At 65.0% G+C, this 26944-nt stretch carries 24 protein-coding genes; 8 read left to right on the plus strand and 16 right to left on the minus strand.

Annotation, left to right across the window (positions count from 1 at the left end):
• Nucleotides 1–18 precede the first annotated feature (18 nt).
• Nucleotides 19–1521, plus strand: a complete 1503-nt coding sequence (locus tag JQ573_RS34095) for a DHA2 family efflux MFS transporter permease subunit (protein WP_212312980.1) — start codon at nt 19–21, stop codon at nt 1519–1521.
• On the opposite strand, the gene JQ573_RS34100 is transcribed toward JQ573_RS34095, so the two are convergent.
• The 3 genes from JQ573_RS34100 to JQ573_RS34110 form a co-directional block, all read right to left on the minus strand.
• Entirely contained in the window at nt 1518–2270 is a 753-nt protein-coding gene (locus JQ573_RS34100; protein ID WP_212312677.1) for a sulfate transporter family protein, read from the minus strand. The two genes, JQ573_RS34095 and JQ573_RS34100, sit on opposite strands and share 4 nt — an antisense overlap.
• A 145-nt stretch (nt 2271–2415) precedes the next feature.
• Nucleotides 2416–3828, minus strand: coding sequence for an MFS transporter (locus tag JQ573_RS34105; RefSeq protein WP_212312675.1), 1413 nt, complete (start codon nt 3826–3828; stop codon nt 2416–2418).
• A 156-nt stretch (nt 3829–3984) separates the two neighbouring features.
• On the minus strand, nt 3985–4908 hold the full coding sequence (locus JQ573_RS34110; RefSeq protein WP_212312673.1) for a LysR family transcriptional regulator: 924 nt from the start codon (nt 4906–4908) through the stop codon (nt 3985–3987).
• A gap of 121 nt (nt 4909–5029) precedes the next feature.
• On the opposite strand from JQ573_RS34110, the gene JQ573_RS34115 reads away from it, so the two are divergent.
• Complete coding sequence (locus JQ573_RS34115; protein WP_212312671.1) at nt 5030–6199, plus strand: CaiB/BaiF CoA-transferase family protein; 1170 nt, start codon at nt 5030–5032, stop codon at nt 6197–6199.
• A gap of 7 nt (nt 6200–6206) precedes the next feature.
• Entirely contained in the window at nt 6207–7154 is a 948-nt protein-coding gene (locus tag JQ573_RS34120; RefSeq protein WP_212312669.1) for a hydroxymethylglutaryl-CoA lyase, read from the plus strand.
• A gap of 121 nt (nt 7155–7275) precedes the next feature.
• Here JQ573_RS34120 and nikR read toward each other — a convergent pair whose 3' ends face one another.
• A complete protein-coding gene (gene nikR / locus JQ573_RS34125; RefSeq protein WP_212312666.1) occupies nt 7276–7719 on the minus strand; it encodes a nickel-responsive transcriptional regulator NikR in 444 nt (147 codons plus the stop codon).
• Nucleotides 7720–7879: 160 nt separating this feature from the next.
• Between nikR and JQ573_RS34130 the strand changes: the two genes are divergently transcribed.
• The gene (locus tag JQ573_RS34130) at nt 7880–10081 is read left to right on the plus strand and encodes a TonB-dependent receptor (RefSeq protein WP_409334680.1); all 2202 of its coding nucleotides are present in this window, start codon (nt 7880–7882) and stop codon (nt 10079–10081) included.
• On the opposite strand, the gene JQ573_RS34135 is transcribed toward JQ573_RS34130, so the two are convergent.
• Together JQ573_RS34135 and JQ573_RS34140 are read right to left on the minus strand one after the other, a co-directional pair.
• Nucleotides 10082–11680, minus strand: coding sequence for a glycosyltransferase family 39 protein (locus JQ573_RS34135; protein ID WP_212312977.1), 1599 nt, complete (start codon nt 11678–11680; stop codon nt 10082–10084).
• A 179-nt stretch (nt 11681–11859) separates the two neighbouring features.
• Complete coding sequence (locus tag JQ573_RS34140; RefSeq protein ID WP_249132627.1) at nt 11860–12741, minus strand: YiiX/YebB-like N1pC/P60 family cysteine hydrolase; 882 nt, start codon at nt 12739–12741, stop codon at nt 11860–11862.
• 198 nt (nt 12742–12939) lie between these two features.
• Between JQ573_RS34140 and JQ573_RS34145 the strand changes: the two genes are divergently transcribed.
• Nucleotides 12940–14349 carry an NAD(P)/FAD-dependent oxidoreductase gene (locus tag JQ573_RS34145; RefSeq protein WP_212312664.1) on the plus strand — a complete coding sequence of 470 codons (1410 nt, stop codon included), beginning with the start codon at nt 12940–12942 and terminating at the stop codon, nt 14347–14349.
• Nucleotides 14350–14739: 390 nt separating this feature from the next.
• On the opposite strand, the gene JQ573_RS34150 is transcribed toward JQ573_RS34145, so the two are convergent.
• The 4 genes from JQ573_RS34150 to pheS form a co-directional block, all read right to left on the minus strand.
• Nucleotides 14740–15684 (minus strand): MBL fold metallo-hydrolase, encoded by a 945-nt coding sequence (locus JQ573_RS34150; RefSeq protein ID WP_212312657.1) that lies wholly within the window; start codon nt 15682–15684, stop codon nt 14740–14742.
• Between the two features lie 29 nt (nt 15685–15713).
• The gene (locus tag JQ573_RS34155; RefSeq protein ID WP_212312650.1) at nt 15714–16490 is read right to left on the minus strand and encodes a sulfite exporter TauE/SafE family protein; all 777 of its coding nucleotides are present in this window, start codon (nt 16488–16490) and stop codon (nt 15714–15716) included.
• 179 nt (nt 16491–16669) lie between these two features.
• Nucleotides 16670–19078, minus strand: coding sequence for a phenylalanine--tRNA ligase subunit beta (gene pheT, locus JQ573_RS34160; protein ID WP_212312648.1), 2409 nt, complete (start codon nt 19076–19078; stop codon nt 16670–16672).
• An 81-nt stretch (nt 19079–19159) separates the two neighbouring features.
• On the minus strand, nt 19160–20242 hold the full coding sequence (gene pheS, locus JQ573_RS34165; protein WP_212312646.1) for a phenylalanine--tRNA ligase subunit alpha: 1083 nt from the start codon (nt 20240–20242) through the stop codon (nt 19160–19162).
• A gap of 195 nt (nt 20243–20437) precedes the next feature.
• On the opposite strand from pheS, the gene JQ573_RS34170 reads away from it, so the two are divergent.
• Nucleotides 20438–20848 (plus strand): hypothetical protein, encoded by a 411-nt coding sequence (locus tag JQ573_RS34170; RefSeq protein WP_212312637.1) that lies wholly within the window; start codon nt 20438–20440, stop codon nt 20846–20848.
• A 2-nt stretch (nt 20849–20850) separates the two neighbouring features.
• On the opposite strand, the gene rplT is transcribed toward JQ573_RS34170, so the two are convergent.
• The 3 genes from rplT to infC all read right to left on the minus strand — a co-directional run bounded on the left by rplT (nt 20851) and on the right by infC (nt 22421).
• A complete protein-coding gene (gene rplT, locus JQ573_RS34175) occupies nt 20851–21210 on the minus strand; it encodes a 50S ribosomal protein L20 (protein ID WP_029081033.1) in 360 nt (119 codons plus the stop codon).
• A 77-nt stretch (nt 21211–21287) separates the two neighbouring features.
• Nucleotides 21288–21488 (minus strand): 50S ribosomal protein L35, encoded by a 201-nt coding sequence (gene rpmI / locus JQ573_RS34180; protein WP_008539890.1) that lies wholly within the window; start codon nt 21486–21488, stop codon nt 21288–21290.
• Between the two features lie 393 nt (nt 21489–21881).
• Entirely contained in the window at nt 21882–22421 is a 540-nt protein-coding gene (gene infC, locus JQ573_RS34185) for a translation initiation factor IF-3 (protein ID WP_092126381.1), read from the minus strand.
• Nucleotides 22422–22649: 228 nt separating this feature from the next.
• Between infC and JQ573_RS34190 the strand changes: the two genes are divergently transcribed.
• Together JQ573_RS34190 and JQ573_RS34195 are read left to right on the plus strand one after the other, a co-directional pair.
• Nucleotides 22650–23486, plus strand: coding sequence for a carboxylesterase (locus JQ573_RS34190; RefSeq protein ID WP_212312635.1), 837 nt, complete (start codon nt 22650–22652; stop codon nt 23484–23486).
• Nucleotides 23487–23666: 180 nt separating this feature from the next.
• Complete coding sequence (locus JQ573_RS34195; RefSeq protein ID WP_212312633.1) at nt 23667–24134, plus strand: nuclear transport factor 2 family protein; 468 nt, start codon at nt 23667–23669, stop codon at nt 24132–24134.
• Between the two features lie 128 nt (nt 24135–24262).
• Here JQ573_RS34195 and JQ573_RS34200 read toward each other — a convergent pair whose 3' ends face one another.
• The 3 genes from JQ573_RS34200 to JQ573_RS34210 are packed head-to-tail and all read right to left on the minus strand — an operon-like array spanning nt 24263 to nt 26926.
• A complete protein-coding gene (locus tag JQ573_RS34200) occupies nt 24263–25060 on the minus strand; it encodes an acyl-CoA thioesterase domain-containing protein (RefSeq protein WP_212312631.1) in 798 nt (265 codons plus the stop codon).
• Between the two features lie 34 nt (nt 25061–25094).
• Nucleotides 25095–26285 carry a tRNA epoxyqueuosine(34) reductase QueG gene (queG, locus tag JQ573_RS34205; protein ID WP_212312629.1) on the minus strand — a complete coding sequence of 397 codons (1191 nt, stop codon included), beginning with the start codon at nt 26283–26285 and terminating at the stop codon, nt 25095–25097.
• A complete protein-coding gene (locus JQ573_RS34210; RefSeq protein WP_212312627.1) occupies nt 26234–26926 on the minus strand; it encodes a glutathione S-transferase family protein in 693 nt (230 codons plus the stop codon). The genes queG and JQ573_RS34210 overlap by 52 nt, the downstream gene beginning before the upstream one ends.
• Between the last annotated feature and the right edge of the window lie 18 nt (nt 26927–26944).

A 26944-nucleotide genomic window follows, 5' to 3' on the forward strand; every position in this document is an offset into this window, starting at 1 on the left:
TGGGCCGGCTTTCTCCTGATGTGCCTCGGCATGTTCATGGCGATCCTCGACATCCAGGTCGTCGCAACCTCGCTGCCGACGATCCAGCGCGCGCTGGCTATCTCGCCTTCAGCGATGAGCTGGATCCAGACCGCCTATCTGATCGCGGAGGTGATCGCGATCCCGTTGACCGGATTGTTCACCCATGCGTTGTCATTGCGATGGCTGTTCGCGATCGCCGTGAGTCTGTTCACCGTCGCCTCGGTCGGCTGCGCCTTCAGTGGCGGATTTGCCGTGCTGCTGGTCTTTCGCGTGCTGCAGGGATTTTCCGGTGGCGTCCTGATCCCAGCGGTGTTCTCCGCCGTGTTCACGCTGTTTCCGGCGCGCCTTCATCCGGTGGCGACCACGATCGGCGGCGTCGTCGCGGTGCTTGCGCCGACCGTTGGACCGGTCGTCGGCGGCTGGATCACGCAGACCTGGTCGTGGCCTTGGCTGTTCCTGATCAACCTGGTTCCGGGAACGATCGCGGCCACGGTCACGCCGTTGCTGCTGCCGAAGGAGGGCGCGAATCTCCGCGCCTTCGCCAGGCTAGACGCATGGTCGCTGGTCCTGCTTTCAGCGGCGCTCGCGAGCCTCATGATCGGTTTGAAGGAAGCGCCGCAGCGCGGCTGGGGCTCGATGCCCTGCCTGAGCCTGCTGATCGGAAGCATGGCCGGGATCACCCTGCTGATCCGGCGCACGCTCCGCGCGGCGCACCCGATCGCGCGATTGACCCTGTTCAGGCGGCGTTCGTTCGCGATCGGTTGCGCCCTGAGCTTCTGCCTCGGCACCGGCCTGTATGGATCGACCTATCTGATGCCGGTGTTCCTCGGCTTCGTCCGCCGCCATGATGCCTTCGAGATCGGCACCATCATGCTGGTCACGGGGGTTGCGCAGCTGATCGCAGCACCTATGGCGGCAATTCTCGAAAGCCGCGTCGGCGCGCTCCTGTTGACTGCTACAGGCTTCGCCTTGTTCGCGCTCGGTCTCGGCTTGAGTGCATTTCAGCCGCGCATCGCGGATTTCGGCGAAATGATCTGGCCGCAGATCATGCGCGGTGTCGCGATCATGTTCTGCTTGCTGCCGCCGACGCGCATTGCGTTGGGCACTCTGCCGGAGGCGGAGGTTGCCGACGCCAGTGGATTGTTCAACCTGATGCGCAATCTGGGGGGCGCGATCGGGATCGCCTTGATCGATACGATCCTCTATGGCCGAAGCCCAATTTATGGTGAGGATTTTCGTGCACGCCTGCTGGCAGGTGATCTCAACGCCGCACAGGCGATCGGCCTCGATCCAATGTTGCTGATCAACCGCCCGCCGGGGCCGCCGGATGACGCCACGGTGGCGTTTATCCGGCCGCTGGTCGAGCGGGCGTCGCTTGCCCTCAGCGTCAACGAGGCATGGGCGATGCTCGCCTGCGTCGCGATCGTCGGGCTTCTGCTGGTGTTATTGGCGCGCGATCGGACGCCGGCATCGGTGCAGGTGCCCCCAGATAGAGCTTAGACGGATCGGACGTTGCTTCGCCGCGCCGGCTCGATCAGCTCGCGGCGCGGGCCTGACAGCCGCTTGTACATGTGCACCATGAAGGCCATCCCGAACAGCGGCGTCGCCAGATTGACGATCGGGATCGAGACGAAGGCGGCGATGAACAGGCCGGCGGTGAACACGGTTGCCGCATTCTCCTTGCGCATCGCCTTGGCATCCTCTGGCGAACGGAAGCGCATCGCGGCGAGCTCGAAATATTCGCGGCCGAGCAGCCAGGCGGTCGCGATGAAGAAGATGATGAAGCCCGCACCCGCGAACAGCACGAACGGCAGCGCGACGAGGTAGACCAGGATCGTCAGCAGCGCCGTCTTGACGCCCTCGATGGTCGCGAGCGTGACCGGCAGCGCTGTGCCGGGATGGTCGGCCGGATAGTGCTCGCGCTCGACATGATCGGCGACGTCGTCGACAAACAGGCTCGCCACCAGTGAGGTGATCGCGGGCATCAGGAAGATGCCGCCGAGCACGACGCCGAGGCCTGCCGAGATCGAGATGACCCAGGACAGCACGTGCAGGGTGGAATGGAAGTTGGGGCCGAGCATGCCTTCGGCCCAGACCTCGCCGGCGTCGGCAAACCAGCTCAGCAGCCGCTGCAATCCGATCGCCAGCACGGTGATCAGCACTAGCGCGAGCCCGATCGAACGCCACAGGATCGTGCGCATCGGCGGCGACAGGATTTGCGAAAGCGCCTTGACGGCGGCGTCGAACATGACTGGGTTACCTCTGCAAAATGACGTGCGAGAGGTAGCCACCCAATATGGCTTCGGCAAGTGCCGCTTGTGTCGCGGTCACAGCGTTTTCGAGCGAAGTCGGCCTTTGATGCGGGGTCGCCGCCGCTTCGCGTCAAGAAACGCTTCAGGCGTCGAGCGGCTTGCCGCGGACGTTGGGTCCCCAGACACCGATCGTGATGATGACGATGACCATCGCGGCGGTGATCAGGCCGAACACCCCGCTGACGCCGGCCTCCTTCAACATGAACGCCACGATGAAGCCGGAGAAGGTCGCGCTGAGCCGGCTCATCGAATAGACGAGGCCTGCCGCGCGCGCCCGGATCGCGGTCGGAAACACCTCGGTCTGGTAGGCGTGATAGGCGTAGGACAGGGTCATGTTCGCGCCGGTCACCAGCACGCCGCTGGCGATCAACAGCGCCGGCTCGGTGAGCTGAGCGAAGGCGAGGCCGAACACCGAGATCGCGGCGGCCGCTCCGCAAATGATCCATTTGCGCTCGAAGCGGTCGGCGAAGGTTGCGGCCAGCAGCGGCGCGAGCGGGTAGGCAAAGGCAATGATGAAGGAATATTGCAGGCTCTTGGTGACGTTGATGCCCTTCTCGACCAGCAGCGCCGGAACCCAGTTGGAGAAGCCGTAGACGCCGAACGCCTGGCACAGATTGAAGATCATGAAGAGCACGACGAGCGAGGCGTAAGGCGGCCGGAACAGGTCGGCATAGCCGGTCTCGACCGCCGCACGTGCCGGCGCCATCGCGGCTTTAACGGCAGGGCGCGGCGTGGCCGTAGGCGACGAAGCCTCGAGCCTCCGCATGATTGTCTCGGCTTCAGCAAGGCGGCCATGGCGGGCCAGCCAGAGCGGGCTTTCCGGCACGTAGAGCCGCAGCACCCAGATGATCATGCTGGCGGCGGCGCCGATCAGCACCACCCAGCGCCAGCCATCGATGCCGTAAGGCGAGAGCGGCACCAGCCACCACGACAGCGCGGCGACGATCGGCACCGCCGAGAGCATCACCGCCTGGTTGATTGCAAAGGCCCGGCCGCGCATCCAGCTCGGCACCAGTTCGGTGATGTAGGCGTCGATGGTGATGACCTCGATGCCGATCCCGATTCCGGCGATGAAGCGCCACAGCAGCACGCCGCCAGGTGTGGTCTGGCACGCCATGATCACCGAAGCTGTGCTGTAGAACAGCAGCGAATAAGTGAAGACGGCCTTGCGCCCGAAGCGATCGGCGAGGAAGCCGAGGCAGAAGGTGCCGATGAACAGGCCGGCGAAGGTCGCCGCGACGAAGGCGCCGATCCCGGAGAAGCCGAAGAAGGCCTGTGTCGTCGTGGTCATCAGCCCGCTGCGGGCGAGGCCCGGCGCGATATAGCCGGTGAAGAACAGATCGTAGATCTCGAAGCAGCCCCCGAGCGAAAGCAGGATCACCAGCCGCCAGACATAGCCGGAAGTCGGCAGCGCCTCGAGGCGCCGCGAGATCTCGTCCCGCCCGCTTGTCGTGTTGGCAAGATCGGCAACCGAGCCGAGTTCGACGGCGCTCATGGTGGTCCTCCCCGAATGGTCCAATGGCCGCCTTTCTTGCGAAGGCGTGCCGGCTAGGCATGTTTGACAGCCGATAACCAGAAATCCAGACGAACATATCGAAGGAATCGTTCGATATTTTCGATAGCGCTGGTTCTGACGCGGTGAAAGCGTGCTTCAGATCAGCAGCGTTGCCTCCCACGCACCGCGCCCGACCTGTTCAGCGATCAGGGAGCGGATCAGCCGGCACATCTCCTCCATGACATAGGTCATCGGCCGGTTGCGCAAGCGGCAGAGATAGAGCGTGCGGCTTAGCCTGGGTTCGATCACTTCGCGTGCGACCAGCAATCGCGCCTTCAATGGCTCGCTGACGAAATGTGTCGTCGCGATCGTGCAGCCGAGACCCGCGGTTAAGGCACCGATCATGCCGCTGGTTGAATTGAGGTGGAGGATTGCATTGGCCTCCAGCCGCTTCAGCGGCACGGGGTCGTCCAGCAGGGCGCGGGCCGACAGCCCGTGCCGCAGCAGGATCAGTGGCAACTGGGCCACCTGCTCGAACGTGATCGGTCCCTTCTTTCCGATCAGCTTTTCGGTGCCGACGCAGAACATCTGCTCCTCCAGCACCGGCTCGGCGATCAGATCCTTCTCCGATGGCGGATTGTAGACCAGCGCGAGGTCGACATCTGAGCTCATCAAATGCAGCAGCGTCGCGCCGGAGAGACTCTCGGTCAGCGACAGCTTCAGGTTGGGATATTTCGCCAGCACGGTCCGCATCAGCGGCACGCCGATCGCCTTCATGCCGGAATTGGCCATGCCGATCGAGATATCGCCGGCAATCGCGCTGCCGCCTTCCTTGATCTCGCGCTCGGCCGCCGCCATCGCGCGCAGGATGATGCGGGCATGCTCGTAGAGCCGCTCGCCCGCCGCGGTCGGCTCCATGCCGCGCGGCTTGCGCTCGAACAGCGGCGTGGCGAATTCGGCCTCGAGATTGGCGATGTGGTGGCTGAGCGCGGATTGCGCGACATTGGCCTGATCCGCCGCCCGCGACAGGTTGCGTTGCTCGTAAACCGCGATGAAATAGCGAAGTTGGCGCGAATCCATTGGGGTTCTGCGTTCTAGAACGACGAATGCACTATTCGACAGATTATATTTTTCAGATAGCGTGCGGAAGCCTAACCTGCGCCGATCAGTCAAAACGAGCGCAACGAGCACGGAGAAACCGATGACCGGGAGCGGACTGCCGCTGGAAGGCGTGAGGGTCGTCGAGATGACCCACATGGTGATGGGGCCGACCTGCGGGATGATCCTGGCGCAACTCGGCGCCGAGGTGATCAAGGTCGAGCCTCCCGCCGGCGACAAGACCCGATCGCTCGGCGGCATGGGCGTGTCGTTCTTCCCGCTGTTCAATCGCGGCAAGCGCAGCGTCGTGCTCGATCTCGCCAACGCCGAGGACCGCGACACGATGCACCGGCTGCTCGCCGGCGCCGACGTGTTCCTGGAGAATTTTCGTGACGGCCAGCTCGACAAGCAGGGACTTGGGCCTGAAGAGCTGCGCGCGAAATATCCGCATCTGATCATCGCCGGCCACAAGGGCTTTCTCTCCGGGCCCTACGATCATCGCCCGGCGCTCGACGAGGTCGTGCAGATGATGTCAGGGCTCGCCGCGATGACCGGCACCCGCGACAAGCCGCAGCGCGTCGGCTCTTCCGCCAACGACATCATGGGCGGCATGTTCGGCGTGATCTCGATCCTGGCCGCGCTCTATCAGAAGCGGGGCGGCAATGGGAATGGCGCCGACATCCGCATCGGCCTGTTCGAGAACTGCCTGTTCCTGGTCGCCCAGCACATGGTCGAGTACGAGATGACCGGGCGGAAGCCGCGCTCGATGCCGGAACGCGAGCACGCCTGGCCGATCTACGACATCTTCGATGCCGCCGGCGGCGACCGCATCTTCATCGGGGTCGTCACCGAAGGTCATTGGCAGAGTTTTTGCCGCGAGTTCGGCTTGCAGGAATTCGCCGACGATCCGACGCTGCGCTCGACCACGGACCGCATCATGGCGCGCGACCGGATCATTCCGCGCGTCGCCGAGGTGATCAAAGGCTGGAACGTCGCCGACCTCTCGGCCAGGCTCGACGCGCTCAACATCTGCTTCTCGCCGATCAACCGGCCGGAGGATCTGCTCAGGGATCCGCACGTGCTGCGGCCTGGCGGGCTCGTCAACACCATCAATGCCGACGGCAAGCCGTTCCGCGTTCCCGCGCTGCCGGTCGAATGGAACGGCAGCAACATCGGCGAAGGCCTGAAAGTGCCGGTGCTTGGCGCCGATACCGATGCGGTGCGTGCCGAACTCGCACAACAGAAGATTTCATCAACCGGAAACGCTGCGTGAGGCTCACATGACCCGCGTCCACGATATCTATCCCAACGACAAGGTAAGCTTGCGCGAAGTCGGCTTGCGCGACGGCCTGCAGCTCGTGAAGACATTCCCGTCGACCGCGGCGAAGCAGCGCTGGGTGCGCGATGAATATGCCGCCGGCGTCAGGCATTTCGAGGTCGGCTCGTTCCTGCCTGCCAAGACCTTTCCGCAATTCGTCGATGTCCGCGATGTCATCGCGACCATCGCCGCGCTGCCCGGCGCGCATGGTGTCGCGCTGGCGCTGAACGAGCGCGGCGTCAACGAGGCGCTGGCCTCCGGTGTCGCCGAGATCGCCTCGGTAGTGTCGGCGACCGAGGAACACAGCCAGGCCAATGCCAACCGCTCGCGCGAGTCCGCGATCGAGAATATCAAGCGTCTCTGCGAGCTGCGCGACGCCAGCGCGCACAAGCCGCTGGTCAATGCCGCGATCTCGATGGGGCTGGGCTGCTCGATCGTGGGTGCGGTCGACCCGAAGGAGGTGCTGCGCCTCACCGAGAAGCTCTATGAGGTCGGCGTCGACATGGTCGCGATTGCCGATACCGTCGGCTATGCCGGACCGAAGCAGGTCGGCGAGCTGACGCGCGGCGCGGTGAAGATCGCAGGCGCGAAGCCCGTCTGCGTCCATCTGCACGACACCCGCGGCATGGGCATCGCCAACGCCTCCGCCGCGCTCGATGAGGGCGCCCGCGTGCTCGACGGGTCGCTCGGCGGCCTCGGCGGCTGCCCGTTCGCGCCGGGCGCGACCGGCAATGTCGTGTTCGAGGACCTCGTGTTCCTGTGCGAGAGCAAGGGATTTCCGACCGGCGTCGATCTCGACCGGCTGGTCGAGGTGCGCGCGATCCTGAAAGCCGAGATGCCGAACGAACAGCTCTATGGCGGCCTCGCCCGCGCCGGCTTGCCGCGCGGCACCAAGGCGAAGGCGGCGTAGCGAGTTCTTAGCGTAGTCGTGTAGCCCGGATGAAGCGAAGCAAAATCCGGGAGGCTTTGTCCGCGAAACCCAAGGCCCCGGATTGCGCTGCGCTCCATCCGGGCTACGCAGCAGCGCAAGCTCAATCATGCCTGTGCCCGTGCCCCCGCTTGCGCGGCTTCTTGTCCGCCGCGGTCGGAATCATCACGACGCGGCCGTAACGAACCCCGCGCTCGGCGATGATGTGATCGGCGAGATGTCGGACCTCGCCGCTCGGGCCCTTCAGCGCGGTCACCTCCATGCAGCTGTCGTCGTCGAGATGGACATGCAGCGTCGCCAGCGACAGGTCGTGATGGCCGTGGAAATTCTGCACCAGCCGCTTCGACAAATCGCGCGCGGCGTGATCGTAAACATAGACCAGTGCCGCGACGCATTGCCCTGACGGCGCGTCCTCCGCGCTCTGTTGCAGGCCGGCGCGCGCGAGATCGCGGATGATCTCGGAGCGGTTCTGATAGCCCCGCGCCTCGGCGGCGGCGTCGATCTCCGCGAGCAGATCATCCTCGATGGTGATGGTGATGCGTTGCATGGACTATCCGTGTTGGCTCGATTGCCTGCTCGATTGGCTGGCGGTATGACATTCATATTGAAACGTCATACCACGCTTGCTAGCGTCGTTTCGCCGGGATTGGTTTAAGCTGGTGCGGTCGTCGCGTGACTGTAGCAGGTATCATGCGGGGGCATGGGCGTTGCGTCGGACTGTATGGCGGATATTTCCCGCTGCCGCATCCATTGCGGCATTCGCGCCGGTCGCCGAGGCACAGACCATCGCAACCGCGCCTGGGCAATTGCCGCCCGTGACGGTGACCTCGCCCGATCGAGCGCCGCCGCGGCGCGCCAAACCGTCCCAGCATCCACGCCATGTCGCCGTCGGCGGTCGCAAGCCCGCGGCACTGCAGCCGAGCCAGCTCAGTTCCGCAAGCAACGGAATCACCGGCGGCTCTGCAACGGTGTCTCCCACCTTGCAGCCGACCGCGGCCAGCGAGCGGCAGATCAGCGGCGACGAGGTGAACGCGCGGCCGGTCTCGCGCGTCGGTGAAGTCCTGGAGGCGGTGCCGGGCCTGATCGTCACCCAGCATTCCGGCGAGGGCAAAGCCAACCAGTATTTTCTGCGCGGCTTCAATCTCGACCACGGCACCGATCTCGCCATCACCGTCGACGGCATGCCGGTCAACATGCCGACCCATGGTCACGGCCAGGGCTATGCCGACATCAACTTCCTGATCCCGGAGCTGATCCAGTCGGTCGACGTTCGCAAGGGCCCCTACTACGCCGACAAGGGCGACTTCGCGTCTGCCGGCGCGGTCGACATCAACTATCTCGACCGGCTTTCGAAGAATACCGTGGAGCTGACCGCCGGCAGCTTCTTCTATCAGCGCGCGATGGCCGCGGGCTCGACGCGCGTGGGTGATGGAACGTTGCTCGCAGCCTTCGAGGCCAACAAATACAACGGCCCGTGGGACGTGCCCGACGACATCCGCAAGCTGAACGGCGTGCTGCGCTACAGCCAGGGCACCGCGACCGACGGCTTCTCGCTGACCGCGATGGCCTATTCCAACGGCTGGAATTCGACCGACCAGGTCGCGCAGCGCGCGATCGATCAGGGCCTGATCGGCCGCTACGGTTCGCTCGATCCGACCGACGGCGGCACCTCCAGCCGCTTCAGCCTGTCCGGCAACTGGGCGCAGTCCAGCAACTACGGGCAGACCAGGCTCAACGCTTATGTGATCCGCTCGTCGTTGCAGCTCTACAACGACTTCACCTATTTTCTCGACGACCCCGTCAATGGCGACCAGTTCAGCCAGATCGACAAGCGCACCGTCTATGGCTTCGACGCCAGCCACGCCGCCGCTGTCCGCATCGCCGGAATCGACACGCGGACCCGGATCGGCGTGCAGACCCGCTACGACGACATCAATGTCGGCCTGTTCAAGACCGCGCAGCGCGAGATCCTGTCCACGGTGCGCAATGACCAGGTGCAGGAGGGCAGTGTCGCGCTGTGGGCCGATAGCACCGCGCGCTGGACCGACTGGCTGCGCACCACGGTCGGCGTCCGCGAGGATTATTTTGCCGGCCACGTACTGAGCGACACGCCGCAGAATTCCGGCAACGCGCAGGCGGCGATGACGAGCCCGAAGGCCGGCATCGTGCTCGGTCCCTGGTCCAAGACCGAGTTCTACGGCAATGCCGGCTTTGGCCTGCATTCCAATGATATCCGCGGCGCGACCATCACCGTCGATCCCAACGACAAGGTGATGCCGCTCGATCGCGTGCCGCTCTTGGTGCGCTCGAAGGGCGCCGAGCTCGGCATCCGCAGCAAGGCGATCGACGGGCTCACTTCGTCGCTCGCGGTGTTCGTGCTCGACTTCGATTCCGAACTGCTGTTCGTCGGCGATGCCGGCACCACCGAGCCGAGCCGGCCGAGCCGGCGCGTCGGCGTCGAGTGGACCAACCAGTATAAACTGCTGCCGTGGATGAGCCTCGATTTCGACCTTGCCTATACCCGCGCCCGCTTCACGGATTATGATCTGGTCGGCAACTTCATTCCCGGCGCACCGGCCTGGGTCGCCAGCGGCGGCGTCACCTTCGGCCGTGACACCGGCTGGTTCGGCAGCCTGCGCGCTCGCTATTTCGGTCCGCGCCCGCTGATCGAGGACGACAGCGTCCGTTCGCTGTCGTCCCTCATCGTCAACGCCCGCGCGGGTTACAAATTCGACAACGGCATGCGACTGCAGCTCGACGTCCTCAATCTCTTCAACGCGCAAACCAACCAGATCGAATATGACTATCTGTCGCGGCTGCCGGGTGAGCCGATCGACGGCGTCGCCGACCGTCATGTGCATCCCGCCGAGCCGCTTGCCGTGCGCCTGACGCTGGCGGCGACGTTCTGATCAGTCGCGCGCGCGGCGGCTCGAGCTGAAATCCTCGACATCGGGCTGCACCGGGGATGTTTCGCGATAGGGCGGTACGATCAGCATCACAACCCGCCGTGTCCGGCCGGCCCTGCCGAGTAGCGTCGCCTGGGCATCAAACTCGGAGCGAAAGACGTCGGTTGCGCGCAAGGTCGTGCGCTCCATCCAGCTCAGGCAGTCCGTCTGGTCGGCGAAGCACAATGCGGCCCAGCCGCGATCAAGCGTGGTCTTGCGCGGCAATCCCCAGGTGTACTGATAGGCGAACGGCCGGGCATAGTGCGGATGGTCCGGACTGTAGAAGGCGGCAGCGAAAGCGAGCGCGTCGTCGCCGCTGACGGCGGCGAGCGGTGTCCCGGCCGCGTCGCGCCATCGCGCGGTGAGCTCGGTCGCGGCGGCGTGATAGAAGTCGCGGCCTTCTTCATAGCCGTAAGCGCTGCGATAGAGGGCATGGATCGGAGCGCCGACGGTGACCGCGAGAATGGCGATCCCGGCCACCATGACGGTCAGGTTGACCGCGTAGAAGCGCTCGATCGGGTAGCTCGTTGCGCACACGATCAGAACCACGAACAGGAAGAGACCCTGTACCGCCCAGAGCGACGGCAGGTCGGTGCCGATCGCGAGCGAGACGGTCACCGGAAACAAGATGGTCCCGATTGTGACCAGCAGCAGCAGACGGAGCCCTGGGTTCATCGCGCGGAAATCGGCCGGCAGCCGCGCCAGCCGCGGGCCGGCAATGAACACCCAGGTCACCGCCGCGATCGCGAGCGCCGCGATCAGGCCCGTGATGAAGTAGGTGACTTCCCATAGCGCGGCGACATGATCGGCGCCGGCATGCGCGAGCGCATAGTCGAACGGCGTTGCGCCTGTGGTGGCGAGCCAGTGCAGATGCGGGCCAAGCACGAGCATGCCGGCCAGCGTCGAGATCCAGGGTGAGGCCGACAGCAGATAGCGGCGGCGATCCGGATGCAGCACGGCTGCGGAGACGAAGCTTGCGACCAGGAAGATCGAATAATACTTGCCGAGCATCGCCAGTGCGCAGGCCGCCCCCGCCGCGATCGCCCAGCCGAGCTGCCTCGGCGCCTCGAACGCGCGCAGGAAGCAGTAGGTTGCCAGCGGCCAGACCGCCAGCAGCACCGTGTTCGCGTTGAAGCGCTGGGCATGGAATTGATAGACCGGCAGCAGCATCAACAGCAGCAGCACGATCGCCCGCTTCTCGCCACGGACAAAGCGGCGAGCGATCAGGTCGACCGCCCATAGCGCCAACGCTGCGTTGACCATCGCCATCAGCTGCAGCGACCAGTCGGTCAGGGGGAAGATCACCGTCCATCCCCGCGTGATCCAGCCCATCAACGGCGGATGCTTGGGGTATCCCCATGCGAGGTGCCGGCCGAGCGTCCAGGTCTCGAGCACGTCCGGATGCAGGCCGGCGCCGAGATAGGCGATGACGAGATACGTGGTCCAGGTTGCAACAAAGAGGACGAGCAGAATCGGGATCGACCACCCGGTTTCGATTCCCTCCAGCCATTTGATCAATGGACGGCGCCAGCGCGCCGGGTCCTTGTCCGACGCGACGGCCATCGCCGAGAAATTGATAAGCGAGAGCACCGTAAAACTACCGAATGAAAGCAGGCGTGAAGCGCGCGCACCCTAGTGATGCGAGCGCGAGAACTCAACGGCGGAGCCGGACGATGAGACGGATTCCAGACCGGGGTTGAGGCGGCCAGCGCTCGACATGTCGAGCCTGACGCCTGCGCCCGTCACACCGGCGCGGTTTCCGCCGCGGTCACTTCCGCAGCCGGAAGCGGCGCCTCTTCGTCAATCGCTTCAGGAACAAGCGGCGGCGACTTGTACTCTGGAAACACACTGAATTCGCCGGCTACCTCCTGGAGCGGCTTCTGCTTGTCGGCCCAGTGCAGGGCCGTGTAGTCGAAACCGTGCACGATGGTGGGTTTGATGACTTCGAAATAGGGCGAGATGTCGAAGTCGCGCGGCATGTAGAGCGACGAATCGCGGATGTGCAGGATCTCGCGACGCGCCTTGCGGCTGGCAGCACGCGTGATCTTCGGCAGGATCGGATAGCGCACGGCGTCGAACGCCTGCGCGATCAGCGCCGAGCAGATGATCTTGGTCGGATCGCCGGAGCCGAACGCGATCATGCGGCGCCGCCAGCGCTGCGGAATCGGCAGCGGAAACAGATAGCGCGCGAGATCGACGATGTTCTTGGTGTCGTAGCCGAAGCCGATGCGGTTGATAGCGTAACGGCACACCGTGGTGCGGTCCTCGAAGGACAGCCCGACCGGCCGGCAAAGGCGGGTGTGATAGGACAGGTATTTCGACAGCGGCGCCGAGGTCACGCCTTCGCCGATATTGGCCTCGATCAGCACATGCTGTTCGCCGTCAGGCTCGAACGCGCCGTCGATCGGTCCAACGAAAAGCGCGGCATGCGACCAGGTCGATTGCGTGAGGTATTTGATAATGCCGGAAATCCGGTTGTTGCCTTCGACCAGCAGCACATCGCCGGGCTGCATGATGCCCCGCAGATGGTCCGGGTCGCTCGGCGTGAACGGCTCGTAACCGGGGACTTCCTTCTGCAGGTACCCCGCGATCCATTTGCCGACGGTATCGAGCATTACGCCCATGAATTCCCCCCAGCGGTTCTACGACCGCTTCCGTTCACTTAATCATGGTCGCAAGCCGTTGCAATTTAGTTCATGCCGTCAGCGGATCAATCATGATTGATTTACCATGATGGTTGCTGCGGTCGGTGAGATGCGGCACAGTTCGCGAAGCGTTCCCATTCTCTGCAAGTCCCCGGAAACCATGCCAGAAGCTATGTCATGACAGTGACCCGCCGCGATTTCCTGTCGGCGTCCGCAGCTCTGGCGCTGGCGCCCGTGCTGGGCGGCCGGGTTGTCGCTGCGCCGCTGCCGCGCGAGGCCGACATCGTGGTGATCGGCGCGGGTGCCGCGGGCATTGCCGCGGCGCGACGGATCGCCGCCGCGAACCGCAAGGTGATCGTGGTGGAGGCGTCCGGCCAGGTCGGCGGGCGCTGCCAGACCGATGCATCGACCTTCGACGTGCCGTTCGACCGCGGTGCGCGCTGGATGCACAATCCCGAAACCAATCCGATGATCCGGCTGGCGCGCTCCGCGGGCCTCGACATCGTCACGGCGCCTGCAGGGCAGAAGATCCGCATCGGCCGGCGCTACGCCCGACCTAGCGAGACCGAGGAGTTTCTGGCGGCACTGGTGCGCGCCAATCGCGCCATCGACGACGCCTCGCGCAAGGCCGATATCGCCTGCGCCGCGGCAATGCCGAAGGATCTCGGCGATTGGGCCGGCACCGCGGAATTCCTGCTCGGGGCCAATTTCAGCGGCAAGGATCTGAAGGACCTTTCGGCCGTCGACAAGGTGCGCGCGCAGGATCGCAACACCGCCATCGCCTGCCGGCAGGGGCTCGGCGCGCTGATCGCGAAACTCGGTGAGCAGCTTCCGCTGGCGCTGTCGACACCCGCGCAACGCATCCTGTGGAGCAATCGCGACGTGATGGTCGAGACGCCTTCCGGCAAGATCACCGCGCGCGCCGCTATCGTCACGGTGTCGAGCAACGTGCTCGCGAGCGGCAATATCAAGTTTGCGCCCGAGATCCCGAAGCGCACGCTCGACGCCGCCGCCAAGCTCGGCCTCGGCAGCTACGATCGCATCGCGTTGCAGATCCCCGGCAATCCGCTCGGGCTGTCGCGCGACGACGTCATCATCGAGCAGAGCAATTCGACCAGGACGGCGCTGCTCTACGGCAATATCGCGGGCTCCTCATTATGCACGATCGACGTCGCCGGCTCGTTCGGCCGCGACCTGTCAGCGCAGGGCGAGAAGGCGATGACTGCTTTCGCGGTGGAATGGCTGACGAAGCTCTACGGCAGCGAGGTCGGCGCTGCCGTGAAGAAGACCAGCGCGACGCGCTGGAACGCACAGCCCTTCATCCTCGGCGCGATGTCGGCGGCAGTCCCCGGCGCGCAATTTTCCCGCAGGATCCTGTCCGAGCCGATCGGCGCGATGTATCTCGCGGGCGAGGCCACGCATGAGACGCTGTGGGGTACGGTCGACGGCGCCTGGGAAAGCGGCGAGCGCGCCGCCGACGCCGCGCTGCGCAGGATCGGCGGGGTGAAGGATACGACGCCGGAGCCCGCAGCGCCCGCCGCAAAACACAAGCGCCGCGCGCCGCGCTCTGCCGGGCCGATGAATTGATGGCTAGGTGAGATCAGGCAGCTTGGTGGAGTGTGGGTAGAGCGCTGCCGCACGACAGGTGTCGTCCCTGCGAACGCAGGACCCATACTCCGCGGCCGCTGTTGTGTGAACGCGACTCGTCGTTCGAGCATCGCGTAAGCATCACCATTCGTGGTTATGGGTCCCTGCGTTCGCAGGGACGACGGCGAGTCTGTGGCGCCACCTGAGTCGCCCATCCCGGTCGCCGTCGGGCAACTCAGTGATTGGGGGCGGCTTTTCTTCCCGTCATTCCGGGGCAGCCCGCAGGGCTGAGCCCGGAATCCATCGGGCCGCAAAGTGGTGGTGAAATGGATTCCGGGCTCGACGCTGCGCGTCGCCCCGGAATGACAGGAACGGACGGCGTGCCCAGCCTCACACCGGCAGCTTCAGCTCCATCAGATCCTTGGCCACCACGATGCGGCCCTTGAAATTCGTCTTCACGTCCCGTGTCCAGTCCTCGTCGGTGACATCAGGGTCGTCGCCGGGGACGAAATGGCTCAGCACCAGTGTCTTCACGCCGGCGGCCGCTGCAATGCGGCCGACGTCTTCGGTCGAGGTGTGGCTGTCGAGCAGATGCTTCTTCAGTGTCGCGCCGTTCTTGGTCTTTGCCACCAGCCGATCGACCGCGGGAATGTACAGGCATTCGTGGACCAGCACGTCGGCGCCCCTCGCGAACTCGGCAAGCTTCTGATTGTAGGCGGTGTCGCTGGAGAACACGATCGTGCCGTCCGGCGTCTCGAACTTGTAGGCGAAATTGTCGACGATCGGCGGATGCGGCGTGCGGAACGCGGTGACGGTGACGTCAGGCGTCTTCAGCACCACGCCGTCGTCGGTGATGTCCTTCGCGATCAGCAGCTTGCGCGGATCGGGCCGGCCTTCGTCGGCGATCCGGGTCTCGACGTCGAACTTGTTCAGCTCCCAATAGTCCTTGGTCATCGCCTCGATGCCCTTGGGGCCGAACGAGTGGATCGGCGTCGAGAGGCCGGCCGCCCACGCGTTGTAGAACAGATTGCCGTATTCCAGATTGTGATCGGAATGGTGGTGGCTGATGAAGATGTACTTCACGGACGGGATCGGCACGCCGGCGCTGACCAGCTGGCGGCTGACGCCCATGCCGCAATCGATCACGAACGGCGTGTCGTTGACGACGACGAGATTGGCCGGATTGGAGGCGCCGTTGCCGACCCGCGGACCGCCTTTGGTGCCGAGGAACACGATCCGCGTGCGCGGCTTTGCGCCCTGCGCGTGCACGCTCGGGGCTGCGAGCATGGCGGCGCTGCCGAGCGCCAGTTTCAAAGCATTGCGGCGATCGATCATCGGTTCTCTCCCTGATTATTTTCTGGACCCTACCCGCCGCGCAAAATGCCATCAAGCGCCGGCAGGCCGACGATGACGGCTGCTGCGATCAGCGCGTAGCAGATCGCGCGAAACACCTGCTCGCTGGCCTTGCCGAACAGCGACGCGCCGAACCAAACGCCGATGCCGTAGACGGGGCCGACGATCAGCGAGAACTTGATCGACTCGATCGTGATCAATCCGGTGAACCAGTAGCTGACCAGCGAGAAGAAATCCGAGGCGCCGAAGAACAGCACGATGTTGGCGCGCGAGATCACCGACGAGATCGGGCGTCCCAGCCAGTAGGCGACGATCGGCGGGCCGCCGGTCTGCGCGAGGCCGCTGCAGAAGCCGGAGAGGCCGCCGACGCCGATCGAGAGCGCGGCGTGATCCTTGCCGTGATAGCGCCAGCCCGACAGCAGCAGCGCGAGCAGCGCCGCGACGAAGCAGGAAATGATCCAGCGCGTGGTCACGGGCTCGAGCACCGTCAGGAAATAGGTGCCGACGGGAACGCCGACCAGCGCGCCGGCGACCATCACCGCGGTCGCCCTGCGATCGGCATGAGTCCAGGCGTTCGGCAGCAGCGGCGCGGCGGCGACGAAGTCGATGATGAGCAGCAGCGCCGCCACCAGCCGCGGCGCTGCCACGCTGCTCGCCAGCGGCATGAAGATCAGCGCCGAGCCGAAGCCGGAAAAGCCGCGCGCCGTGCCCGACACGAACGCAATCGCGCAGATCGCAAGCGCGATGCTGGTCGAGATGTCGGAGGGGAGGAGGGTGAAGGAGGTCATGGGAGGATAGCGAGATCCAACTAGCTGGCCGGCAAATGGACTCAGACCCGTCATCCTGAGGTGCGAGCGGAGCGAGCCTCGAAGGATGAATCGGCAACAGCTGGGCCGTCGACCCTTCGAAACGGCCGCTGCGCGGCCTCCTCAGGGTGACGGTGCGAGAGCGCGCCCTCTCTACTCCATCACGCCCGCAGCGTGCCGCCGGTCTTCTTCGTCACTTCGGCGACGACCTTGGCGGCGACGGCGTCGATCTCCTGGTCGGTCATCGTCTTCTCGCGCGGCTGGATGGTCACGGCGATTGCGATCGACTTCTTGTCGGGATCGATGCCCTTGCCTTCATAGACGTCGAACACGGTGACGCCGGTGATCAGCTTCTTGTCGACATTCTGCGCCGCGCGGACGATGTCGCCCGCCTTGACGCCGCGATCGACGATGAAGGCAAAGTCGCGCGACACCGGCTGGAATGCCGAGAGCTCCAGCACCGGCTTGGCGCGGGTCGCCTTCTGCTTGCCTTCCGGGATCCGCTCGAGGATCACCTCGAACACGATCATCGGACCGTCGGCGCCGAGCGCCTCGGCCGCACGCGGATGTAGCTCGCCGAAGGTGCCGAGCACGTTCTGCGGGCCGATCTGGATGGTGCCAGAACGTCCCGGATGCAGCCAGGCAGGACCGCCCGGCACGATCTGCAGCGCCTGCATCGGCGCGCCGGCCGCCGCCAGCACGGCGAAGGCGTCGGCCTTGGCATCCATCGCGTCCGCCGCGGCCGAGCCGGTCCAGTGCCGCCCGATGCCCTTCGACGAGGCGTAGCCATGGCGTACACCGGAGGCGGCCACGAGCTGGTCCTCGGGGCGGTCGCCGCGGAACACCTGGCCGACCTCGAACAGTGCGACATCGGGATAGCCGCGATTGATGTTGGCCTGAGCCGCCGCGACGAGGCCGGGCAGCAGGCTCGGCCGCATGTCGGAGAGATCGGCCGCGATCGGGTTGGCGAGCACCAGCTCGCTCTGGCCGCCGCCGAACAGTTTTGCCGCGTCATTGGTGATGAACGACCAGGTCACGGCTTCCACCAGGCCGCGGACGCCGAGCGCGCGCTTGGCGCGGCGGGTGCGTTGCTGCATCGGCGTCAGCACCGGCTTGCGCGGCTCCTCGCCACGCTCGAACGGCGTCATCGGCACCTTGTCGACGCCGACGATGCGCACGATCTCTTCCACAATGTCGGCCTTGCCCTGCACATCGGTGCGCCAGGACGGGATCGCGATCTTCACGACAGGGCCGTTGCCGGCCAGCATGAAGCCGAGCCGGGTGAGGATCAGCTTAACTTCGACCAGCGGCACCTCGATGCCGGCGAGACGCTTGACCTCGCTGAGCGGGAAGTCGACCACGCGATCCTCGCCGAACTGCTTGCCGACCACGACGTTCTCGGACGGCGTGCCGCCGCACAGCTCCAGCACCAGTCTGGTCGCGAGCTCGAGCCCGGGCACCATGAAGGCCGGATCGACGCCGCGCTCGAAGCGGTAGCGCGCATCCGAATTGATGCCGAGCTTGCGGCCGGTCTGCGCGATGTTGATCTCGTTCCACAGCGCCGATTCGATCAGCACGTCAGTCGTGTTGTCGTCGCAGCCCGAGGCCTCGCCGCCCATGATGCCGGCGAGCGACTCGACGCCGTGCTCGTCCGCGATCACGCAGACATTGCTGTCGAGCGTGTAGGTGCGGCCGTCGAGCGCGAGCAGGGTCTCGCCGTCCTTGGCGCGGCGGACGCTGAGGTTGCCCGTCACCTTGCTGGCGTCGAACACGTGCAGCGGACGCGCGCAGTCGTAGGTCATGAAGTTGGTGATGTCGACCAGCGCGTTGATCGGGCGCAGGCCGATCGAGATCAGCCGCTTCTGCAGCCATTCCGGCGACGGACCGTTCTTGACGCCGCGCACCAGCCGCAGCGCGAAGCCTGGACACAGCGCGGCATCTTCCACCTTCACCTGGACGGGGCAGGGGAATTCGCCCTTGATCGGCCTGATGCCGGGATCCTTGAACTTGCCCATGTCGGCGGCGGAGAGATCGCGCGCGATGCCGTGCACGCCGGTGCAGTCCTGCCGGTTCGGCGTCAAATTGATCTCGATGACGGGATCGCCGAGCCCGGCCCAGTCGGCATAGCCCTTGCCGAGCGGCGCGTCGGCCGGCAGCTCCATGATGCCGTCGTGGTCTTCGGAGATCTGCAGTTCGGCGGCCGAGCACAGCATGCCGCGGCTCTCGACGCCGCGGATGGTGCCGACGCCCAGCGTGATGTCTTTGCCCGGGATGTAGGTGCCGGGCGGCGAGAATACGCTGATCAGCCCGGCACGCGCATTCGGCGCACCGCACACCACCTGCACCGGCGCACCGCCGTCGCCGGTGTCGACCATGCAGACGCGCAGCCGGTCGGCATTCGGATGCTGCTCGGCCGAGATCACGCGCGCGATGGTGAACGGCGCGAGCGCCTTCGCCTTGTCCTCGATGTTCTCGACCTCAAGCCCGATCATGGTGAGCTTGTCGGCGAGCTTGTCGAGCGGCTCGTCGGTCTCGAGATGTTCCTTCAGCCAGGAGAGGGTGAACTTCACGGCTGCATGCCTCGGTTCTTGTTGGTGTTGACTAGATTATCTTGGTCGCTCGTTTCGCAATGTTGCGCTCACGCGCGGACATCACGTGCTGAGCCCGCCAGCGATCGTCGGGATGTCGAGCGGCTTGAAGCCGTAGTGGTTGAGCCAGCGGATGTCGTTCTCGAACAGCTGGCGGAGATCGGCGATGCCGTATTTCAGCATCGCGATGCGGTCGATGCCCATGCCCCAGGCAAAACCCTGGTAGATGTCGGGATCGATGCCGCAGGCGCGCAGCACGTTCGGGTGCACCATGCCGCAGCCGAGAATCTCCATCCAGTCCTCGCCCTCGCCGAAGCGGATCTCGCCCTTGTCGCGGCGGCACTGGATGTCGACCTCGAGCGACGGCTCGGTGAACGGGAAGAACGACGGCCGGAACCGCATGTTGATGTGGTCGACCTCGAAGAACGCCTTGCAGAACTCGTGCAGGATCCATTTGAGGTGGCCGAGATGCGAGCCCTTATCGATCACGAGGCCCTCGACCTGGTGGAATTGCGGCGTGTGGGTCGCATCCGAGTCGATGCGATAGGTGCGGCCCGGGCAGATCACGCGGATCGGCGGCTTCTGGCTCAGCATGGTGCGCACCTGCACCGGCGAGGTGTGGGTGCGCAACAGCATGCGCGTGCCGTCCTCCTTCGGATTGAAGAAGAAGGTGTCGTGCATTTCGCGCGCCGGATGGCCGATCGGGAAGTTCAGTTTTGTAAAGTTGTAGTCGTCGGTCTCGATGTCGGGACCTTCGGCGACCGCAAAGCCCATATCGGCGAAGATCGTGGTGAGCTCGTCCCAGACCTGGCTCAGCGGATGGATGCGGCCGGTCTCCGCCGGCGTCTCGCGCAGCGGCAGCGTGACGTCGATGGTCTCGGCGGCGAGGCGCGCATCGAGCGCGGCCGCTTTCAACACGTCGCGCCTGGCAGCGAACGCCTGCGTCACCGCATCCTTGGCAAGGTTGATCCTCGCGCCCTCGGTCTTGCGCTCCTCCGGCGACATTTTTCCAAGGGTCGCAAGGAGCGCCGAGATCGAGCCCTTCTTGCCGAGCGCCGAGACGCGCACCGCCTCGAGGGCGGCCTCGTCAGCGGCCGAGGCGATCTGGTCGAGGATGGAAGTTTCGAGGGTTGCGAGATCGGACACGGTCAATTCCTGCGCTGAGCATGATCCGGCGGGAAGAGCCGGCTTCCGAACCATGCGCCAAAATTCGGCTGGGTTGTCGCCGCCCGAAGGCCGTAACGTCAAGCAAAAAGCCGGTCATTTCGGGCTTGTGGCCGACTGCATTGAACCCCGCGCGGAGGTCGGGCTACCCAAGGGGAGTTCAAGGAGACCCACGCGATGTTGCTGCGATCTTGCCTGGCCGTGCCGGCGGTCCTGTTCATGCTCGGCACGGCGTATGCCGCGACCGAGGAATGTCCCGCCAAATCCACCCAGATGGACGACATCATCGCGGTGCTGGAGAAGGCGCCGAGCTGCAACCGCGCGATGAAGATCTTCGAGGCGTGCGAATACGGCGCCAGCGGAGACGTCCAGTTCGGTGCCGTGGTCGAGAAGAAATGCGAGGCGGACTTCCTGTCCGGCCTCAAGGGCGCGCCGAAGCGGGCGTATCAGCACGAGATGCAGGTCTGCGACCGCAAGTACCGGAATGAATCCGGCACCATGTACATCTCGTTCACGGCGTTCTGCCGGGCGCAGGTCGCCCAGCGCTATTCGCAGAAGGCGCTGAAAGCGGGCTCCAGAGCCCGCTAAGATCAGGCGGCCAGCGCGGCCTTGGCCTTCTCGGCGATCGCCTGGAACGCAACCGGCTCGTGGATCGCGAGATCCGACAACACCTTGCGGTCGACGACGACGCCCGACTTGGACAGGCCGTTGATAAACACGCTGTAGGTCATGCCGAACGGACGGACCGCGGCATTGATGCGCTGGATCCAGAGCGCGCGGAAGGTGCGCTTCTTGCGCTTGCGGTCGCGGAAGGCGTACTGGCCGGCCTTTTCGACGGCCTGCTTGGCGGTGCGGATCGTGTTCTTGCGACGGCCGTAATAGCCCTTGGCGGCCTTGAAAACTTTCTTGTGCTTGGCGTGAGAGGTCACACCGCGTTTGACGCGAGACATGACGGAAATCCTTGAGATCTAGAAGAAGTGACGGGGCGCCGCGCCAGGCGCGGCCGGGTTCAAGCAGATGAGCGCGATCAGGCGTTCGGCAAGAAGTACTTCTTGACGTTGTCGCCGTCGGTCTTGAACAGCACGCGGGTGCCGCGGAGCTGACGGATCTGCTTCTTCGTCCGCTTGATCATGCCGTGGCGCTTGCCGCGCTGGGCGTGCATGACTTTGCCAGTGGCAGTCACCTTGAAGCGCTTTTTAGCGCCCGACTTGGTCTTCAACTTGGGCATTTAGCTCTCCTGTCGCCCAACACGAATATCGCCCAAAGAGGCGTTCGGCCGGCTAAAATGCTCGTTAGAGCGTTGAAAGTGCTATGGTTTTTTCCGAATTGAAAGAACCTGCACTGAACGTCGCCACGGCAGCCCTTGATCAGCCGGGCGGCGAAGGCCCGGCTTATGACAGAGGATCGGCGGTTTTGCAACGTTTCAGGTAGCCAAACTACGGAACCGTAGCCCGGATGGAGCGGAGCGAAATCCGGGGCGGGTCGAGCCGCGGACGCACCGTCCCGGATTACGCTGGCGCTCCATCCGGGCTACGGGAGCCCCTATCCGGGCTACGAAAAGAAACGGCCCGCCAGAGGGTCTGACGGGCTGCTCCATTTTCAGCAAAGCGACGAATTCGAATTAGCGCGGCGCCAGCACCATCACGACCTGGCGGCCTTCGAACCTCGCGTCCTGCTCGACCTTGGCGAACTCGGCAACGTCGGCCTTCACCTTGTCCAAGAGCTTGGTGCCGATCTCCTGGTGCGCCATCTCACGACCGCGGTAGCGCAAGGTGATCTTGACCTTGTCGCCTTCCTCGAAGAAGCGCTGCATCGCGCGCATCTTCACGTCATAGTCGTGATCGTCGATCATCGGGCGGAGCTTGATCTCCTTGATCTCGACGACCTTCTGCTTCTTGCGAGCTTCGGCGGCCTTCTTCTGCGCGGAATATTTGTACTTGCCGTAGTCCATGATCTTGCAGACCGGGGGACTGACGTTCGGCGAAATCTCGACGAGATCCATGCCGGCTTCCATGGCCATCTTGATGGCCACCATGGTTTCGACGGTGCCCTGGTTGACACCATCTGAATCAATCAGCTGGATCTGCGCGTTGCGAATCTCATCATTGGTGCGCGGCCCGTCTTTTGCGACTGTGGGCGGGGCTCTATTGGGACGGCGAATGGGTAACTCTCCAAAGTTGTGAAAGGGAAGGCGGATATTTTGAAGCAAGACGCTGCGACGGGCAAGCGAACTCGCTCTTTTACGCGGCAAAACCGTCAATTGCGAGGCATTTTAGCCACGCCCGGCACATATAGCGGGCGCGCCTGCTCTGCAAGGCGGGCCTGCTGCCGTTGACCGCTGCCGCGCGACGATTGAAAAGCAGGTCTCTGACACGCGAGTGACCAAACCATGAGCCAAACTGCCACATCCGAGCAGGAACCCGCCTTCATCGAGGTCGGCGAGGGCCTTGGGGCGCGTCGGATCGCGGTGCGCGCCCGTCCAGGCGGCGGCGCAAGTGGCGCGCCCGGCAGCACAAGTGGTGCGCCGGGGTTGTTCTGGCTCGGCGGCTTCAAATCCGACATGACCGGCACCAAGGCGATCGCGCTCGATGAATGGGCGGCCCAGCATGGCCGCAGCTCGGTCAGGTTCGACTATTCCGGCCACGGCGAATCCGGCGGCGAGTTCGCCGACGGCACGATCGGCCGCTGGCTCGAGGAGAGCGTCGCGGTGTTCTCGCAGTTCTGCCGCGGGCCGCAGGTCGTGATCGGGTCCTCGATGGGCGGCTGGATGGCACTGCTGTTGGCGCGCGAGATCGCCAGACGTGGCAATGCGGGCGGCGGCGGCAAAGCCCAGCTCGCCGGCCTCGTGCTGATCGCGCCGGCGCCCGACTTCACCGAGGAATTGATGTGGAAGGGTTTCTCGCCGGAGATCCGCGCCGAGATTGAGACCAAGGGCGTCTGGCTCAGGCCGTCCGAATATGGCGACGGCTCGCCCTATCCGATCACCCGCAATCTGATCGAGGAGGGCCGCAACCACCTCTTGCTCGGAAGCAAGATCGACGTCGGCTGCCCGGTGCGCATCCTGCAGGGCGCGCAGGATCCTGACGTGCCGTGGAAGCACGCCTTCGCGCTGGTGCATCGATTGCCGGCCGAGGACGTGGTGCTGACCATGATCCAGGACGGCGATCACCGGCTGTCGCGCCCGCAGGACATCGCGCGGATCATCGCCGCAGTGGCGGAGATTTAGCCACGCCGCCGCCCTTCGAGGGCCGCTGAAGAAGCGGCCACCTTCAGCGACAACGGCTTCGCCGTTGCGCGGGGGTGACGGCTACGGATAGGGACGTCATCCTGAGGTGCGAGCCTTGCAGCGCACTTGCGCTGCTGGGCGAGCCTCGAAGGATGGCCACACGCACCGGGGAGAAACGCAATGGATACAACAAGCATGCTGCGCGCGTTCTGCGACGCGGTCGAACAGCGCAACGGCAAGGCCTTCGCGAGCCTCTTCACCGAGGACGGCGTCTACCACGACGTGTTCTACGGTGCGTTCGAGGGCCACGCCAAAATCGCCGAGATGATCGACGACTGGTTCTACCGGACCGCGACCGATTTCCGCTGGGTGATGCACGACCCCGTCACTGACGGCAAAACGCTCTACGCGCGCTACACGTTCAGCTACCGCTCGACCTTGCCGGAAGCCAAGGGGGCGCGTGCGATGTTCGAGGGTGTCGCGATCATGCGGCTGCGCGATGGCAAGATCACGGAGTACCACGAGGTCGCCAACACCGCGCCCGCCTTCGTCGACCTGAACTTCGCGCCGGAACGGATCGCCAAGATCGTCGGCAAGCAGGGCGCCGCGCTGCGGGCCCGGCCGGAGATGAAGCGGCATTTGGATTGATCGAAGCCGCAATTTCTCTGTCGTCATTCCGGGGCGCGCGAAGCGCGAGCCCGGAATCCATCGGGCCGCATGCCCTGGCCGAGAAATGGATTCCGGGTTCATCGCTGCGCGATGCCCCGGAATGACGATCAGGGCGGCGGCGGATTGGTCATCGGCTTGCGCTGGGCGAGCGCCGCGACGGTGGAGGTGCCGATCGGGCCCTGCTCGTCATAGAGCCAGCATTCGCCGATCGCGATGCCGTCGGTGGCGTGATGGTTGACGACTTCGAAGCCGATCCAGTTGCTCACCGGCAAACGGTGCAGATAGATCGTGACGTCGCTGTTGATGTAGCCGAGGCCCTGGTCGCCGGCATTGGCGAAGGGACTGGCGAAATCCGCGCCGGTCGCGACATGGACGAACGGCGTCATCCTCACGCCCGCGACGAGCTCGCGGACTTCGCTCATCCAGAGCCTGCGCTCGCCGAGCGAGCCCATGTGGCCTGCGATCGGCCGCGTTTCCCATTTGCCGTTCATGCCGAGCCTCGGATCGGCCGGCTTCGGAATCTCCGCGGGCGCCGGCACGTTCCAGTTCGGCGGCGACCACACATTGCCGGGCGCATTTTCCGTCCTGCGCAACAACTGGCAGGAGGCGCGCGCCATGCTGGTGCCGCCGGAGACAAACTCGGCCTCGATCACCTTGATGCGGAGCCCATCGCGCACGAGCTTCGTCGTCACCTCGACCGGCGTCGTGATGTTGGGCAACCGGAACATGTCGACGGTGAGCCGTGCCGGGACGAAATCGTCGGAGCCGTGACGCTCCTCGATGACGAAGCCGAGCAGGCCGATTACGACGCGGCCGTGCATCGATTCCGGGCTCCACGGACCGTTGGCAACTGACGTCGGCATGAAGCCGTCGCCATCTCTGGTGAAGAAGGGCTGGTTTGTCATGGTCTGCGACCATGACGGGAACGGCGCGACGAAATCAAGAGGCGGCTGCCGCACGCCACTCCTGCTGCACGCTGATGTCAGGCTCGCCGCCGGCGCGTGACGCCAGCGCTGCGAACGCGTCGCGGGCGATCAGTTGCGACAGCGCCCACACCGCCGCGCCGCGCACCAGCGGGCTTGCATCGTCGAGCAGGCGCCGCGCCTCGCCGGCAAGGCTTGCGTCGCCGGAGTTGCCGATCGCGATCAGCACATTGCGGATGAAGCGGTCGCGGCCGATGCGCTTGACCGGCGATTTCGTGAACAGCGCGCGAAACGCGGCATCGTCGAGCCGCGCGAGATCGGCGAGCGCGGGCGCGCGCAACGTGTCGCGTGCGGCGAGCTTCTGCTCGCGGCCCGCCATCGCGAACTTGTTCCACGGACACACCGCGAGGCAATCGTCGCAGCCATAGATGCGGTTGCCGATGGCCTTGCGGAATTCGTGCGGGATCGGACCCTTGTTCTCGATCGTCAGATACGAGATGCAGCGCCGCGCATCGAGCTTGTAGGCGGAAGGAAACGCCGCGGTCGGGCAGATGTCCTGGCAGGCGCGGCAACTGCCGCAATGATCGGCTTCGCCCTCATCGCGCGGCAGCTCGGTCGCGGAATAGATCGCGCCGAGAAACAGCCACGAGCCGAATTCGCGCGACACCAGATTGGTGTGCTTGCCCTGCCAGCCGATGCCGGCGGCTTGTGCGAGCGGCTTCTCCATGACCGCGGCGGTGTCGACGAACACCTTCACTTCGTCGCCGGTCGCAGCAGCGAGCCAGCGCGCCAGAATTTTCAGCCGCTTCTTGATCACGTCGTGATAGTCGTCGCCCTGTGCATAGACCGAGATCGCGCCATGCGACCGGCGCGCGAGAATTTCGAGCGGATCATCGTCGGGCCCGTAATTGACGCCGAGCATGATGATCGAGCGCACGCCGCTCCACAGCACGCGTGGGTCCGTGCGCCGCTCCGGATTGGCCGCAAGCCAGTCCATCTCGCCATGGCGGCCGGAGCCGAGGAATTCCAAAAAATATTGTCCGGCCTCGCGCGTCGCATCAGGATCGGTGAAGCCGATGGCATCGAAGCCGAGTGCGCGCGCCTCGCGCTGAAGGGCGGCCTTGAGATCGGACGGAGAGAGCCGGACCGCCTGGTTCAGAAGTCGAGGTCCACATAGGTGCGCGACGCCGGCACCCCCGCCAGCCACTCGCTGAGCAGCGGACGGAACGACGGGCGGGATTTCACCCGCGCGTACCACGCCTTTGCCGCGTCGTCCTCGCTCCATGGCACGTCGCCCAGATAGTCGATCGCCGAGAGATGCGCCGCGGCGGCGAGATCCGCGTAGGTGAGGCGGTCACCGGCGAGATAGTTCCGCGTCTTCGCCAGCCAGCCGATATAGCTCAGATGATAGCGCACATTGACCTTGGCGGCGCGCATGATGTCGGGCGCCGGCGGACCGCCGCCATTGTCCTCGCTCATGAAGCGCTTGTAGATCCGCTCGGTCACCAGCGGATTGGAGGCTTCCTCGAAGAACTTCTCGTTGAACCACGCCATCAGCCGGCGCACCTCGACGCGCTCGGCCGTCGAGGTCGGCAGCAGCCGCCGCTCGCCGGCATCGAGGCCGTGCGTCTCGTCGACATATTCGGCGATCACAGGCGCCCCCGGAATCGGCGGAAAACCCTCGGCGATCAGAACCGGCGTGTTTGCCGCCGGATTGAGCGCCAGGAACGCCTCGCGCCGCTCCCAGACCCGTTCCTCCACCAGGCGCAGATCGAGGCCATACTCGCCGAGCACGAGGCGAATGAAGCGCGAATGCGGACAGAACGGATGGTGATACAGCGTATACATGAAGCCCTTGGTAGTGTC

This window comes from Bradyrhizobium sp. AUGA SZCCT0105 (assembly GCF_018129565.1).
In the GTDB taxonomy this organism is placed as follows: domain Bacteria; phylum Pseudomonadota; class Alphaproteobacteria; order Rhizobiales; family Xanthobacteraceae; genus Bradyrhizobium.

Excerpts from the sequence above, each read along its gene's own strand:
- JQ573_RS34095 (WP_212312980.1), top strand. The coding sequence starts at position 19 with ATGTGCCTCGGCATGTTCATGGCGATCCTCGACATCCAGGTCGTCGCA.
- JQ573_RS34100 (WP_212312677.1), bottom strand. The coding sequence starts at position 2,270 with ATGTTCGACGCCGCCGTCAAGGCGCTTTCGCAAATCCTGTCGCCGCCG.
- JQ573_RS34105 (WP_212312675.1), bottom strand. The coding sequence starts at position 3,828 with ATGAGCGCCGTCGAACTCGGCTCGGTTGCCGATCTTGCCAACACGACA.
- JQ573_RS34110 (WP_212312673.1), bottom strand. The coding sequence starts at position 4,908 with ATGGATTCGCGCCAACTTCGCTATTTCATCGCGGTTTACGAGCAACGC.
- JQ573_RS34115 (WP_212312671.1), top strand. The coding sequence starts at position 5,030 with ATGACCGGGAGCGGACTGCCGCTGGAAGGCGTGAGGGTCGTCGAGATG.
- JQ573_RS34120 (WP_212312669.1), top strand. The coding sequence starts at position 6,207 with ATGACCCGCGTCCACGATATCTATCCCAACGACAAGGTAAGCTTGCGC.
- nikR (WP_212312666.1), bottom strand. The coding sequence starts at position 7,719 with ATGCAACGCATCACCATCACCATCGAGGATGATCTGCTCGCGGAGATC.
- JQ573_RS34135 (WP_212312977.1), bottom strand. The coding sequence starts at position 11,680 with ATGGCCGTCGCGTCGGACAAGGACCCGGCGCGCTGGCGCCGTCCATTG.
- JQ573_RS34140 (WP_249132627.1), bottom strand. The coding sequence starts at position 12,741 with ATGGGCGTAATGCTCGATACCGTCGGCAAATGGATCGCGGGGTACCTG.
- JQ573_RS34145 (WP_212312664.1), top strand. The coding sequence starts at position 12,940 with ATGACAGTGACCCGCCGCGATTTCCTGTCGGCGTCCGCAGCTCTGGCG.
- JQ573_RS34150 (WP_212312657.1), bottom strand. The coding sequence starts at position 15,684 with ATGATCGATCGCCGCAATGCTTTGAAACTGGCGCTCGGCAGCGCCGCC.
- JQ573_RS34155 (WP_212312650.1), bottom strand. The coding sequence starts at position 16,490 with ATGACCTCCTTCACCCTCCTCCCCTCCGACATCTCGACCAGCATCGCG.
- JQ573_RS34170 (WP_212312637.1), top strand. The coding sequence starts at position 20,438 with ATGTTGCTGCGATCTTGCCTGGCCGTGCCGGCGGTCCTGTTCATGCTC.
- rplT (WP_029081033.1), bottom strand. The coding sequence starts at position 21,210 with ATGTCTCGCGTCAAACGCGGTGTGACCTCTCACGCCAAGCACAAGAAA.
- rpmI (WP_008539890.1), bottom strand. The coding sequence starts at position 21,488 with ATGCCCAAGTTGAAGACCAAGTCGGGCGCTAAAAAGCGCTTCAAGGTG.
- JQ573_RS34190 (WP_212312635.1), top strand. The coding sequence starts at position 22,650 with ATGAGCCAAACTGCCACATCCGAGCAGGAACCCGCCTTCATCGAGGTC.
- JQ573_RS34195 (WP_212312633.1), top strand. The coding sequence starts at position 23,667 with ATGGATACAACAAGCATGCTGCGCGCGTTCTGCGACGCGGTCGAACAG.
- JQ573_RS34200 (WP_212312631.1), bottom strand. The coding sequence starts at position 25,060 with ATGACAAACCAGCCCTTCTTCACCAGAGATGGCGACGGCTTCATGCCG.
- JQ573_RS34210 (WP_212312627.1), bottom strand. The coding sequence starts at position 26,926 with ATGTATACGCTGTATCACCATCCGTTCTGTCCGCATTCGCGCTTCATT.